Source organism: Variovorax sp. WS11, from assembly GCF_010499245.1.
Lineage (GTDB): Bacteria > Pseudomonadota > Gammaproteobacteria > Burkholderiales > Burkholderiaceae_C > Variovorax.
In genome coordinates, this window is the sequence record NZ_JAAGOW010000001.1 from 3,928,091 (window position 1) to 3,940,176 (window position 12,086).

Sequence of the window (12,086 nt, forward strand, 5' to 3'; positions counted from 1 at the left end):
GACCACAAAAGCGCTCTGACCTTCTAGACCGCCCAACCCACGAGGGGGTGGATGGCCAGATTGCTGCATTTGCGAACCTGCCAGCCCGAGGGCGCACCGGCAAGTTCTACGTCATGCGGCATTGCCGCGAACACCGAACTTCCCGAACCGGTCATGCGAGCCTGGAGTCCTTGGCGACCGAGCCAGGCAATGGCATCGGTGACGGCGGGACAGAGCCTCTCAGCAACCGGCTGCAGATCGTTGCGACCGAAGCCGAGACTCTTGATCTCGCCCCCGTCTTGTTCAGCGCATGCAGCAAAGCCAGAAATTATAGCAGCAGGTGTTGCGCGTTGAAGATCCGGCGCTGCAAAAATAAGACGGGTATCCAGCCCTTCCGGCGGCTTGACGACGGCGAAGCGCCCCTGCGGCAGCTCGATCGGCGTGATCTGCTCGCCGATGCCTTCCACCCAGGCGTTGCGCCCGCGGAGGAAAAAGGGCACGTCGGCGCCCAGCGCGACGCCGATCTGCGCCAGTTCGGATAGCGGCAGGTTCAGGCCCCACAGGCGGTTGAGCGCCAGCAGGCAGGTGGCTGCGTCTGAGGAGCCGCCCCCCATGCCGGCCTGCGCCGGAACCTGCTTGGCGATGCCGATATGGGCGCCCTGCGTCGTTCCCGAAAAAACCTGGAGCGCCTTCGCAGCGCGCAGCACGAGGTCATCGGGCGGCAGGGGGGTTGTGAGGTCCTCCCGCGTGAGCTGGCCGTCGCTGCGCTTTTCCACATGCAGGGTGTCGCACCAATCGATCAGCATGAACACCGACTGCAGCAGGTGGTAGCCGTCCGCACGCCGGCCGGTGATGTGCAGGAAGAGATTGAGCTTGGCCGGCGCCAGAAGGTCGTAGAGCGCCTTCATGCGCGTTCGAAGACGATGCGCAGATCCGCCCGCGGCTGTGGCGAATCGCGCGTGGCCTGCAGCCGGCCGGCGCCGACCTGGGACAGATCCGGCCGCCAGCCGGGCACCCGTTCTTCGCGGCCGGCCAGCCAGCCGAACAGTGCGCCGACCGGGATCACGGCGCCGGTGGCGGCTTCGATCAGCGCGTCGACCGACTCGAAGCGCCTCGTCTGGCTGCCGTTCCTCAGCAAGGCCTCGCCCGGCGCCCAGTGCAGCTGGGCCAAGGTATTGCCGATCGGGCTCGTGAGGATGAGCTCGCCGGCCTGCGGGGCGCCGCGCAGCTCGAACAGTGCCGAGAAGGTCTGTACCGGCTCGCTGTCGACGCGCAGCGAAAGCCGCCCGCTCCAGGCCTCACCGGCGGCCGCGCCCGGCGGGCCTGCGGGGCTGGCGCAGCCCGCGGCCAGCAGCAGGCCGGCCCAGCCGGCACAGAGGGCAAGGCGACGCTTCAAAGCTTCACGCGCAGGCGTTTGAGCGTCTCCTGCAGCGTCTCGTTGTCCGCATCGGTCAGGAAAGCTTCCTTCCAGATCGACATAGCGCGATCGCGCTGGCCCTTGGCCCAGAGCACCTCGCCCAGGTGCGCCCCGATCTCGGGGTCGGGCCTGCGCTTGTACGCGGCCTCGAGAATGCGCATGGCTTCGTCGGTGTTGCCGAGCCGGAACTCGACCCAACCCAGGCTGTCGGCGATGAACGGATCCTCGGGCGCCAACTGCACGGCCTTCTTGATCAGCGTGCGCGCCTCCTCGAGCCGGATCTTGCGATCGGCCAGCGAGTAGCCGAGCGCGTTGTAGGCGTTCTGGTTGTCGGGCTTGAGCTCGATCAGGCGGCGCAGCAGGCGTTCCATCTCGTCGAGACGATTCAGCTTTTCGGCCACCATGGCCTTGTCGTAGATCAGGTCCGTGTCCTCGGGCTTGGCCGAGCTGGCCTGCGACAGCATGTCGTAGGCGGCCTGGTACTGCTTGGCATCGCGCAGCAACTGGACTTCGGCCATGAACTTCTGCTTTTTGTCGTCCTCGGTGCGCTCTGGCAGGGCCCGGACCAGCTCCCGGGCCTGGGGCAGCTTGCCCTGGCGGGCCAGCAGCGCCGCGCGCCGCGTTTGCGCACCCACCAGGTCTTCGGTGCTGTCGATGCGCGACAGCCAGTGCTCGGCGCCCACGAAGTCCTTGCGGCGTTCCGCCAGTTGCGCCAGCAGCAGGAAGGCCTGGGTCTGGCCGCGGCCGCGCGCTTCGGCATCGGGCTGCGTGTCGGCCATCGCGACATAGCGCTTGAGGGAGGTTTCGGCCGCCGCATCCTGCCGTGCCTGGGTCTGCAGGCTGCCCAGCAGCAGCCAGGGCTCGGGCAATTCGGGGCGTGCCGCGGTCAGCGCGGCGAGTTCCGCGCTCGCATCGGTGTAGCGGCGGCCTTCCACCAGCACGCGCGCATAGGCGATGCGCATCTCGGGCAGGACCTTGGGGCCGGCCAAGTAGCGCTTGACCAGCGCTTCGGCCTCGGGCAGGGCGGGGTCCACCAATTCGAGGGCCAGCATGGCCGGGCCATCCGCGGAGGGGTCGATCTCCTGGCCCTTCCGCGCGGCTTCCAGCGCCCCGGCTGCGTCGCCCGCCGCCAGCCGCAGGCGGCCCACGGTGGCCCAGGCTGCGCCGCCGGTGGCTGGGCTCTTGAGGTCGTCCGCCAGCGCCTGTTCGACGACCGAAACGGCAAGCTTCTTGTCGGTGGCCCGGGCGTAGTTGCGCGCGATGATGGCCATCAGGAAGGGCCGCTCCACCTGGGGCGTGGACGCCAGTTCGGCCTTGAGCGGCTCGACGGTTTCGGAGATGCGGTTCAGCGCGATCAGGATCTGCAGCTCGAAGCGGCGCGCATCGCGCGACTGGGGCAGGCTTTCCTTCCAGGCACGCGATGCGGCCAGGGCGGCATCGCCGGAACGCGCCTGGAGCGCGATTTCCACGGCACGCTGGAACAGCTTGGGGTCGCGCGAGCGGCGTGCGGCATCCAGCACCAGCGCATAGCCCGAACCGGGGTCGCCGGAGCGCGCCGTCAGCTCGCCCATCAACACTTCGTAGAAGAGCTCGGCCGTCATCGCCGAGGGCTGCGCTTTCTCTTCGCGCGGGACGCTGGCGGCAGCGGTCGTCACGGGCGGTGCTGCCGGTTCGATGAGGGGCGCGGGGCTGGTCGGTGCCGCGGGGGCGGGCGTGTTGGGCTGCGCTTGCGCAGCCAAGGAAACAAGGGCCAAGAGCGCGGCCGCCGCAAGGCGGGATCGGCGGAGCGAGGGGATCATCGAGCCATAATAATCCAAGGTTTTCGAGCGATGGCCGCGCGGGGCTTCGATCTCGCCTTGTTTTCGTGTCAGCCTTCCTCCATGCCTGAACTACCCGAAGTCGAAGTCACGCGGCGCGGTTTCGCCGAGCGCATCGCGGGTGCGCGCATCGAAGCGGTGCGGCTCGGCAAGCCGCTGCGCTGGGCCCTGTCAGTGGAGCCCGCGGTACTGGTGGGCCGCACGGTGCGCGCCGTGCGCAGGCGCGGCAAATATCTTCTGGTCGATATGGACGCAGGCCTGCTGCTGATGCACCTGGGCATGTCCGGCAGCCTGCGCTTCGACACCCGCCTGCCCGCGCCCGGCGTTCACGATCATTTCGACCTGGTGACCAGCCTCGGCACCCTGCGGCTCAACGACCCGCGGCGTTTCGGCGCAGTGGTGTACGTGGAGGACGAAACGTCGCCCCTGGCGATCAAGCTGCTGGGTGGCCTGGGGATGGAGCCGCTGGAGGCGTCCTTCGATGCCGATCGCTTCCATGCGGGCCTCAGGCGCCGCAAGGCACAGATCAAGCAGGTGTTGCTGGCCGGCGACGTGGTGGTGGGCGTCGGCAACATCTACGCCTCCGAGGCGCTGTTCCTGGCCGGCATTCGTCCGAGCGTCTCCGCTTCCCGCATCAGCCGCCCGCGCGCGTTGCGGCTGCACGCGGCAGTGCGGGAGATTCTCGCCAGAGCGGTCGAGCGCGGCGGCAGCACGCTGCGCGATTTCTCCAATGTCGACGGGCAGAGTGGCTACTTCCAGCTGGAGGCGGCCGTCTACGGCCGCGCCGGCGAGCCTTGCCGGGTATGCGGCGCCCCGGTGCGGCAGGTGCGGCAGGGTCAGCGCTCGACTTATTTTTGCCCGACGTGCCAAAAGTACTGAAAGCCCGGCAGACTACTGCCACGCCAGCGCCATGTGGGTGCTAATATTTTGTAAGCAACCCTTACACGCCCTTGACCCGTTCCTTCAATCAGCAATTCGACCAGCATGGCGCCTGGCGACGCAACTTCGCGCACCGCCTCAAGTGGCTGTCGCGCTGGCTGGATGAGAACGAACTGCTGGACCAGAGCGTGGCCGAGCGCCTGCGCGAGCTTGAGTCGCAGATGCGCACCAGCAAGGTCATGGTTGCCTTCGTGGCCGAGTTCTCGCGCGGCAAGTCGGAGCTGATCAACGCGATCTTCTTCGCCGCCTACGGCCGCCGCATCATGCCGGCCAGCGCAGGCCGCACGACGATGTGCCCCACGGAGCTGGGCTACGACACCTCCTTCCTCCCTTGCCTGCGGCTGCTGCCCATCGAAACCCGGCTCGAGCCGCATTCGCTCGCCCATTGGCGCGACAAGGCCGGGCACTGGACCGAGATCCCGATCGACGTCGAAGACGCCGAGCAGCTCTCGCAGACCATGAACAAGGTGGCCGAGGTCCGGCGCGTGCCGTTGGCCGAGGCGCGTTCGCTGGGCTTCTGGAGCGACGAATCGCCGGACGACAATCCCGTGCCCGACGCCGAGGGCCAGGTCGAGATCCCGCGCTGGCGCCATGCCCTGCTGAACATGCCGCACCCCCTGCTCGAGCAGGGGCTGGTGATCCTCGACACCCCCGGTCTCAACGCGATCGGCGCCGAGCCCGAGCTGACGGTGAGCCTGATTCCGCAGGCCCACGCCGTGGTCTTCATCCTCGGTGCGGACACAGGCGTGACCCGTTCCGATCTCGCGATCTGGCGCGAGCACCTGATCACCGAGGGCGATCCGGGCGAAACGCGCATCGTGGTGCTCAACAAGATCGACACCATGTGGGACACGCTGAGCACGCCGGCCCAGATCGATGCCCAGATCCAGCGCCAGCGCAAGGGCGCGGCCGAACTGCTGGGCGTACCGCTCACGCAGGTCCTCCCGGTATCGGCGCAGAAGGGTCTGCAGGCCAAGATCCGCCGCGACGTGCCGCTGCTGCAGGCGAGCCGGCTGCCCGCGCTCGAGTCCGTGCTGGGCGAGGGCCTGCTCGGCAAGCGCGAGCGCATGCTGCGGCTGGCGGTGGACGCCGGCATCTCGGCCCTCCAGGCCGAGGCGGCGCGCATCCTGAAGGTGCGCCAGCGCGACCTGTCGGAACAGGCGCTCGAGCTGCAGGGCCTGCGCGGCAAGAACGTCTCGGTCATTCGCCACATGCGCACCCGCATCGAGCAGGAGCAGGCCGAGTTCGAGGGTAGCAACACGCGCATCCTGGCGCTGCGCTCGGTACAGGGCAAGTTGCTGCGCGAGGTGTACGCGGTGCTGGGCAGCACCGCGCTCAAGGCCGACATGGCCCGCCTGTCGGCCTCGCTCAAGCGGCCCGGCATCAAGTTCAACGTGCGCAAGGTCTACGGTGCGACCTTCGACGCGCTGCGCAACAACTTGCGCGAGGTGCAGGCGACCACCGCCGAGATCCAGTCGATGCTGCACGCCACGTTCCGCCAGCTCAACGCCGAGCACGGCTTCGCGCTGCAGGCGCCGGCCGAGCCTGATTTGACGGGTTTCCAGGAGCAGCTGAGCCAGATCGAGAACAGCCACATCCACTACCTCGGCATCGGCAACCTGCTGAAGCTGGCGCAGCCCGACTTCTGCGACAAGCTGGTGCGTGCGCTGGCGAGTCGGCTGCGGGTGGTCAACGAGGCGGCCATGACCGAGGTGGAACGCTGGAGCAAGGGCGCCGGCGCGCAGCTCGACGCGCAGCTCAAGGAGCGCCGCCGCAATTTCACCAAGCGCATCGAGGCGGTCGAGCGCATCCAGGGCGCCGCGGGCAACCTCGACGAGCGCCTGGCCGAGCTCGCCACCCAGGAGGCCGGGCTGGCCGAGCTGCACGTGCGCCTGCGGGAGTTCACGGCGCTGCTCACGAGCAACGAGGCGCCCTCCGCGGCTGCGGCGCGCAGCGAACTCAGTGCTGCCTGAAGATCTGGAACCGGCGGCCCAGCGGCTGCCGGCGGATTTCGCCGCGCGCGTCGTCGACTGGCAGCGCAGCCACGGCCGCAGCGAGCTTCCATGGCAGAACACCCAGGATCCGTATTGCGTCTGGCTGTCGGAGGTCATGCTCCAGCAGACCCAGGTTTCGACCGTGCTGGGCTACTTCGCCCTCTTCCTCGAGCGCTTTCCCACCGTGCAGACGCTGGCCGCTGGCACCGAGGACGAAGTGCTGGGCCTGTGGAGCGGCCTGGGCTACTACAGCCGCGCGCGCAACATGCACCGCTGCGCCCAGGACGTGGTCGCGCGCTTCGGCGGATCTTTCCCGCGCACGGCCGCCGAGCTGCAGACGCTGCCGGGCATCGGCCGTTCGACCGCCGCCGCCATCGCCGCCTTCTGTTTCGGCGAGCGGGTCGCGATCCTCGATGGCAACGTGAAGCGGGTGCTGACGCGGGTGCTGGGCTTCGAAGGCGACCTGGCGTCCGCCGCGCAGGAGAAGGCCCTGTGGGCGCTGGCGACGGAGCTGCTTCCGCCGGCGGCCCAGCGGCGCGCCATCGCCGGCTACACGCAGGGCCTCATGGACCTCGGCGCCACCGTGTGCCTGCCGCGCAAGCCCAGCTGCATGATCTGCCCGGTCAGCGCGCTGTGCGTGGGCCGGCGCGAGGGCGCACCCGAGCGCTTTCCGGTCAAGACACGCAAGCTGCGTCGCAGCGCGCAGTCCCTGTGGATGCTGAAGGCACTCGATTCGAAGGGGCGCGTCTGGCTCGAGAAGCGCCCTTCGCGCGGCATCTGGGCCGGGCTCTACTGCCTGCCGGTCTATGAGAGCCGCGCTTTGCTGCTGGACGAGCTGGCGCCCGATGCGCGCCGTACCGCGGAGGATGCCCCGGCTTTCCTGCACGTGCTCACGCACAAGGACCTGCACTTGCACCCGGTGTCGGTGGCGTGTGCGGCCGAGCGCCCGCCGACCGAGTCGGGCAATTGGTTCGCCGCCGTCGAATGGTCGGCGCTCGGCCTGCCGGCGCCGGTGCGCAAGCTGCTGGTCGCCGGCGACTAACCCAGGGCGTCCAGCTCGCGATGCCGCTTGAGCGCGGCCCAGCGCGTGCTGAAGCCGCGGGCCAACTGCTCCACCAGGAACACCGAGCGGTGCTGGCCGCCAGTGCAGCCGATCGCCACGGTCACGTAGCTGCGATGGTCGCGCGCCAATGCATCGAGCCAACGAAGAAGGAACTGCTCGATGTCGCCGTACATGCGCGCGACATCGTCGTGCTCGCGCAGCCACTCGATCACGGGCGCGTCGCGGCCGGTCAATGGCCGCAGCGCGGGCACGTAGTGCGGATTGGGAAGCATGCGCACGTCGAACACGTAGTCGGCATCGAGCGGCACGCCACGCTTGAAGGCGAAGGATTCGAAGACCAGCGTGAGCGCGCTCTCGGGCGCCGCGATCAGCGCCTTGATGTAGCTTTGCAGCTGCGCCGGCCGGATGATGCTGGTGTCGATGACGTCGGCGCCGTCGCGCAGCTCGGCCAGCAGCTCGCGTTCGAGCTCGATGGCCTGCACCAGCACGCGCTGCTGCTCCGGCGCATCGGTGCGGCCATCGTGGCGCGACAGGGGATGGCGCCGCCGAGTCTCCGAATAGCGGCGCACCAGCGCGTCGGTGGTCGAGTCCAGGAACAGCGAGCGCAGCGACACGCCCTCTTGCCGCAGCCGGTCCAGCTGCTGCGGCACCAGCGGCAGCGAGACGCCGCTGCGCACGTCCATCGCGATCGCCACACGTTCTGCCTGCTGCTCGCGCTGCAGGGCGACGAAGGGCATGAGCAGCTCGGGCGGCAGGTTGTCGACGCAGTAGTAGCCCGCATCTTCCAGCGCGTGCAGGGCAACGGACTTGCCCGAGCCGGACATGCCGGTGATCAGCACGAGTTCAAGGCTCATGACGAGGTCTCCGGCGCCTTCTTGCCCAGCATTTCGCGCGCGTGCGCGAGCGAGGTCTGCGACATGCGCTCGCCGCCCAGCATGCGTGCGATCTCGCGGGTGCGGGTGTCGTCGTCGAGCACCGACACGCTGCTTTCCGTGCGGATGCCGTCTTTGGTCCTGGCGCTGGTCTGCTGCTTGGCGACCAGCAGATGGTGGTCGGCACAGGCGGCTACCTGCGGCAAGTGGGTGACGGCCAGCACCTGCCGGTCTCGGCCCAATTGGTTCATGAGGCGGCCGACGGTCTCCGCCACGGCGCCACCGACACCGGCATCGACCTCGTCGAAGATCAGCGTCTGCGCGGTGCCGAGCTGGCTTGTGGTGACGGCGATCGCCAGCGCAATGCGCGAGAGCTCGCCGCCCGAAGCCACCTTGCCGATCGCCCGCGCCGTGCTGCCCGGATGGCCCGCGACCAGGAAGGCGATGTCCTCGAGCCCGTGCCGGGCGGGTTCGGCCAGCGCTTCCAGAACGACTTCGAAGCGGCCGCCTTGCATACCCAGGCCCTGCATGGCCAGTGTCACTGCCTGTGCCAGCCGCGGGGCGGCCTGCTTGCGCGTCTTGCCCAGGGCTCTGGCCTCCTTCATGTAGGCCTGCTGCGCGGCCTGCTCGGCGCGTTCCAGCGCCTCCAAGTCGCTCTGTGCGTCCAGCGTCTGCAGCTCGGCTTGCCAGCCGGCCAGCAGGGCGGGCAGCTCGGCCGGCGTGCGCTTGTAGCGGCGGGCCAACGACATCCAGAGGCCCATCCGCTCGTCCTGCTCGGCGAGCCGTTCCGGGTCCGTGTCGGCCTGGCGCAGATAGCCGTGCAGGGAGTGCGCGGCGTCGGAGGCCTGGGCCACGCTCGAGGCCAGCACCTCGCCCAGCTCCTTGAAAGCCGGCTCGATGTGCTCGCAGTTCTGCAGGAGCGTGACGGCCCGGCTCAGCGCGGCGAGCGCGCCGCTCTCGTCGTCTTCCAGCGCGCTGCAGGCACCCTCGGCCGCATCGATGAGCGCTTGGGCGTTGGAGATGCGGGTGTGGCTGGCCGAGAGCTCGTCCCATTCGTCGACGCCCGGCGCGAGCTTCATGACCTCGCTCACCTGCCACTGGAGACGCTCGCGCTCGCGCTGCAGCGAGTCCTGGGCCGAGCGTGCCTTGTCCAGCGCCGCGATGACTTGGCGCCAGCTTTGCCAGGCTTGCGCGAGTGCTGCATCGTCGGCGCCGGCATAGGCGTCGAGCAATCCGCGCACGGCCTCGGGGCGCGTCAGGCTTTGCCATGCATGCTGGCCGTGGATGTCCAGCAGCCGGTCGCCGAGTTCGCGCAACTGGGTCGCGGTGGCGGGGCTGCCGTTGATCCAGCCGCGGCTGCGACCTTGGACATCGACCGTCCGGCGCATCAGCAGCGCATCGCCGGCTTCGAAGCCGCCTTCGTCCAGCCAGGCCGCGAGGGCCGGATCGGCATCGAATTCGGCACTGACGTCGAGGCGGTCGGCGCCTTCGCGCACCGCACCGGCGTCTGCGCGATTGCCGAGCGCCAGCTGGAGCGCGTCGATCAGGATCGACTTGCCGGCGCCGGTTTCGCCGGTGAGCACGGTAAAGCCGGCGGCCAGATCGAGTTCGAGCGCGCGCACGATCACGAAATCGCGCAAGGCGATGCGACGCAGCGCCATGTCAATGCCCGCCCAGAATGCCGAAGGGCTCGGAGGGCGCCCGCGAGGGGCGACGAACAGGTCGAGCGTGCGGGCTCATCGGAGTACCTTCGCCTTCGGCTACGGTGCTATTCGCGTTCGGGGCGGCCGTGCGGCTCATGGATCAGGAACCTCCTTCGTTCCAGTGCAGTTTCTTGCGTAGCGTGTCGAAATAGCTCCAGCCCCGGGGATGCAGGAAGCGCACACGGTACTCGGAGCGCCGCACCACGATCTGGTCGCCGATGGCCATGGTCGCCAGCGATTGCATGTCGAAATTGGCGCTCGCATCACGGCCGCCGACCAGCTCGATCGAGACTTCGTCCGCGTCCGGCAGCAGGATCGGGCGGTTGGAGAGCGAGTGGGGTGCGATCGGCACCATCACCCAGCCCGGCACCGCTGGATGCAGCAGCGGGCCGCCGGCGGACAGCGCATATGCGGTCGAGCCGGTGGGCGAGGCGATGATCATGCCGTCGGCGCGGTGATTGGCGACGAAGTGATGGCCCACCGAAACCCGCAGCTCCACCATGCCCGAGGTGGCGCCGCGGTTGACGACCACGTCGTTCATGGCGAGCGCATCGAACACCGAGACGCCCTTGCGCACCACATTCGCCTGCATCAGGCTGCGATGGTCTTCCTCGTACTCGCCGGCCAGCATCGGGATCAGCACGCTCTGGTAGTCGTTCAGCGCGATGTCGGTGATGAACCCCAGCCGCCCGCGGTTGATGCCGATCAGCGGCAGGCCGTAGCAGGCGAGCTGGCGCCCGATGCCGAGCATGGTTCCGTCGCCGCCGACCACCAGGCCCAGGTCGCATCGCCGGCCGATCTCGTCGACCGACAGGGCGGCGTAACGGGTCCGCGCCCGCTCGCCTTCGTCCGCCTGCTCGACGAAGACCTCGCAGCCCTGAGATTCGAGAAAGGCGCCGATGCCTTCCATGACCTCGTCCAGCGCACCGGCCGGCACGCGCGCGCCGGAAGCCTGGTACTTGCCGATCAATGCGACGCGCCGGAAGCTGGATGTCATCTGTAAATTACAACACTAAAATCTTTCAATGCTGGACGACCGCGCCAAGTTGCTGCTCAAGACATTGGTCGAGCGGTACATCGCCGAAGGGCAGCCTGTGGGTTCCCGTACGCTCTCCCGTGCCTCGGGACTCGAGCTGTCGCCTGCGACCATTCGCAATGTGATGTCCGACCTCGAAGGGCTCGGGCTCATCGTCAGTCCTCACACCTCGGCCGGTCGCATTCCGACGGCGCGTGGCTATCGGCTGTTCGTCGACACCATGCTGACCGCGCAGCGCGAGCATTTCGCAGCGCCCAGCCTGCCGCCCGATCAGCCGCAGAAGGTGATCGCCAATGCCGCCAATCTGCTGTCGAACCTGTCGCAGTTCGTCGGCGTCGTGATGGCGCCGCGCCGTGCCTCGGCATTCCGGCAGATCGAGTTCTTGCGCCTGTCGGAGCGCCGCCTGCTGGTGATCATCGTCTCGCCCGACGGCGATGTGCAGAACCGGGTGATCTTTCCCGAGGTCGACTATTCGCAGTCGCAACTGGTGGAGGCTTCGAATTACATCAACGCGCACTTCGCGGGCCTTTCGATCGAGCAGGTGCGCGACCGGCTGCAGTCCGAGATGGAGCAACTGCGCGGCGAGATCGCGGCGCTCATGCAGGCGGCGGTGCAGGTCAGCTCCGAGGTGCTCACGGAGGCGCAGGACGAAGTGGTGATCGCCGGCGAGCGCAACCTGCTGTCGGTCACCGATTTCTCCAGCGACATGAGCCACCTGCGCCGCGCCTTCGAGCTCTTCGAGCAGAAGGCGCAGTTGCTGCGCCTGCTCGACGTCTCGAGCAAGGCCGAGGGCGTGCGCATCTTCATCGGCGGGGAAAGCCAGGTCGTGCCCTTCGACGATCTCTCGATCGTGAGCGCGAATTACGAGGTGGACGGCGAGGTGGTCGGAACGCTCGGCGTGATCGGGCCGACACGCATGCCCTACGACCGCATGATCCAGATCGTCGACATCACGTCGAAGCTGGTCACCAACGCGCTGAGTCACCGCAAATAGGGCGGGGCGGCGCGCCACTAGAATCCCGACTGCGTGGGCCGTTAGCTCAGCTGGTTAGAGCAGCGGACTCATAATCCGTTGGTCGCTGGTTCAATCCCAGCACGGCCTACCACTGCATGTTTGCATGACCTCCGGCGAAGAGGCCTCGCGAGCATGCTATACTCGCAAGCTGTGCGGCTGTAGCTCAGTTGGATAGAGTACTTGGCTACGAACCAAGGGGTCGTGGGTTCGAATCCTGCCAGCCGCACCACTTTTTCACTGTGAATCAACGG

Annotated in this window: 10 protein-coding genes and 2 tRNA genes; 6 read left to right on the forward strand and 6 right to left on the reverse strand. The window is 68.3% G+C overall.

Translation table 11 applies throughout. The features are described 5' to 3' along the window. Window positions 1-23 precede the first annotated feature (23 nt). The 3 genes from ispE to GXN78_RS19310 are packed head-to-tail and all read right to left on the reverse strand — an operon-like array spanning window position 24 to window position 3,195. The gene (gene ispE, locus GXN78_RS19300) at window positions 24-887 is read right to left on the reverse strand and encodes a 4-(cytidine 5'-diphospho)-2-C-methyl-D-erythritol kinase (RefSeq protein ID WP_106557454.1); all 864 of its coding nucleotides are present in this window, start codon (window positions 885-887) and stop codon (window positions 24-26) included. After that, complete coding sequence (locus GXN78_RS19305) at window positions 884-1,375, reverse strand: lipoprotein insertase outer membrane protein LolB (protein WP_106557453.1); 492 nt, start codon at window positions 1,373-1,375, stop codon at window positions 884-886. Before GXN78_RS19305 ends, ispE begins: the two co-directional genes overlap by 4 nt. Next, window positions 1,372-3,195: a tetratricopeptide repeat protein gene (locus tag GXN78_RS19310; protein WP_106557452.1), complete on the reverse strand. Its 1,824-nt coding sequence runs from the start codon at window positions 3,193-3,195 to the stop codon at window positions 1,372-1,374. Before GXN78_RS19310 ends, GXN78_RS19305 begins: the two co-directional genes overlap by 4 nt. A gap of 81 nt (window positions 3,196-3,276) precedes the next feature. On the opposite strand from GXN78_RS19310, the gene mutM reads away from it, so the two are divergent. The 3 genes from mutM (at window position 3,277) to mutY (ending at window position 7,188) form a co-directional block, all read left to right on the forward strand. Continuing rightward, complete coding sequence (gene mutM, locus GXN78_RS19315) at window positions 3,277-4,092, forward strand: bifunctional DNA-formamidopyrimidine glycosylase/DNA-(apurinic or apyrimidinic site) lyase (RefSeq protein WP_106557538.1); 816 nt, start codon at window positions 3,277-3,279, stop codon at window positions 4,090-4,092. 71 nt (window positions 4,093-4,163) lie between these two features. Next, window positions 4,164-6,125 carry a dynamin family protein gene (locus tag GXN78_RS19320; RefSeq protein WP_106557451.1) on the forward strand — a complete coding sequence of 654 codons (1,962 nt, stop codon included), beginning with the start codon at window positions 4,164-4,166 and terminating at the stop codon, window positions 6,123-6,125. A gap of 25 nt (window positions 6,126-6,150) precedes the next feature. After that, window positions 6,151-7,188 carry an A/G-specific adenine glycosylase gene (gene mutY / locus GXN78_RS19325; protein WP_106557537.1) on the forward strand — a complete coding sequence of 346 codons (1,038 nt, stop codon included), beginning with the start codon at window positions 6,151-6,153 and terminating at the stop codon, window positions 7,186-7,188. Here the strand turns inward: mutY and rapZ are convergent. The 3 genes from rapZ to GXN78_RS19340 all read right to left on the reverse strand — a co-directional run bounded on the left by rapZ (window position 7,185) and on the right by GXN78_RS19340 (window position 10,781). Next, window positions 7,185-8,063, reverse strand: coding sequence for an RNase adapter RapZ (gene rapZ, locus GXN78_RS19330; protein WP_106557450.1), 879 nt, complete (start codon window positions 8,061-8,063; stop codon window positions 7,185-7,187). The two genes, mutY and rapZ, sit on opposite strands and share 4 nt — an antisense overlap. Then, a complete protein-coding gene (recN, locus tag GXN78_RS19335; protein WP_106557449.1) occupies window positions 8,060-9,742 on the reverse strand; it encodes a DNA repair protein RecN in 1,683 nt (560 codons plus the stop codon). The genes rapZ and recN overlap by 4 nt, the downstream gene beginning before the upstream one ends. A gap of 142 nt (window positions 9,743-9,884) precedes the next feature. Further along, on the reverse strand, window positions 9,885-10,781 hold the full coding sequence (locus GXN78_RS19340; protein ID WP_106557448.1) for an NAD kinase: 897 nt from the start codon (window positions 10,779-10,781) through the stop codon (window positions 9,885-9,887). 28 nt (window positions 10,782-10,809) lie between these two features. Here GXN78_RS19340 and hrcA point away from each other — a divergent pair, with 28 nt between their 5' ends. The 3 genes from hrcA (at window position 10,810) to GXN78_RS19355 (ending at window position 12,064) form a co-directional block, all read left to right on the forward strand. Continuing rightward, entirely contained in the window at window positions 10,810-11,814 is a 1,005-nt protein-coding gene (gene hrcA / locus GXN78_RS19345) for a heat-inducible transcriptional repressor HrcA (protein ID WP_106557447.1), read from the forward strand. Window positions 11,815-11,849: 35 nt separating this feature from the next. Then, window positions 11,850-11,926, forward strand: a tRNA-Ile gene (locus GXN78_RS19350). A gap of 61 nt (window positions 11,927-11,987) precedes the next feature. Beyond that, window positions 11,988-12,064: transfer RNA gene (locus GXN78_RS19355), tRNA-Arg, on the forward strand. Window positions 12,065-12,086 lie beyond the last annotated feature (22 nt).

Coding starts and splice junctions, on each gene's coding strand:
- ispE (WP_106557454.1), bottom strand. CDS start 887: ATGAAGGCGCTCTACGACCTTCTGGCGCCGGCCAAGCTCAATCTCTTC.
- GXN78_RS19310 (WP_106557452.1), bottom strand. CDS start 3,195: ATGATCCCCTCGCTCCGCCGATCCCGCCTTGCGGCGGCCGCGCTCTTG.
- mutM (WP_106557538.1), top strand. CDS start 3,277: ATGCCTGAACTACCCGAAGTCGAAGTCACGCGGCGCGGTTTCGCCGAG.
- rapZ (WP_106557450.1), bottom strand. CDS start 8,063: ATGAGCCTTGAACTCGTGCTGATCACCGGCATGTCCGGCTCGGGCAAG.
- recN (WP_106557449.1), bottom strand. CDS start 9,742: ATGGCGCTGCGTCGCATCGCCTTGCGCGATTTCGTGATCGTGCGCGCG.
- GXN78_RS19340 (WP_106557448.1), bottom strand. CDS start 10,781: ATGACATCCAGCTTCCGGCGCGTCGCATTGATCGGCAAGTACCAGGCT.
- hrcA (WP_106557447.1), top strand. CDS start 10,810: ATGCTGGACGACCGCGCCAAGTTGCTGCTCAAGACATTGGTCGAGCGG.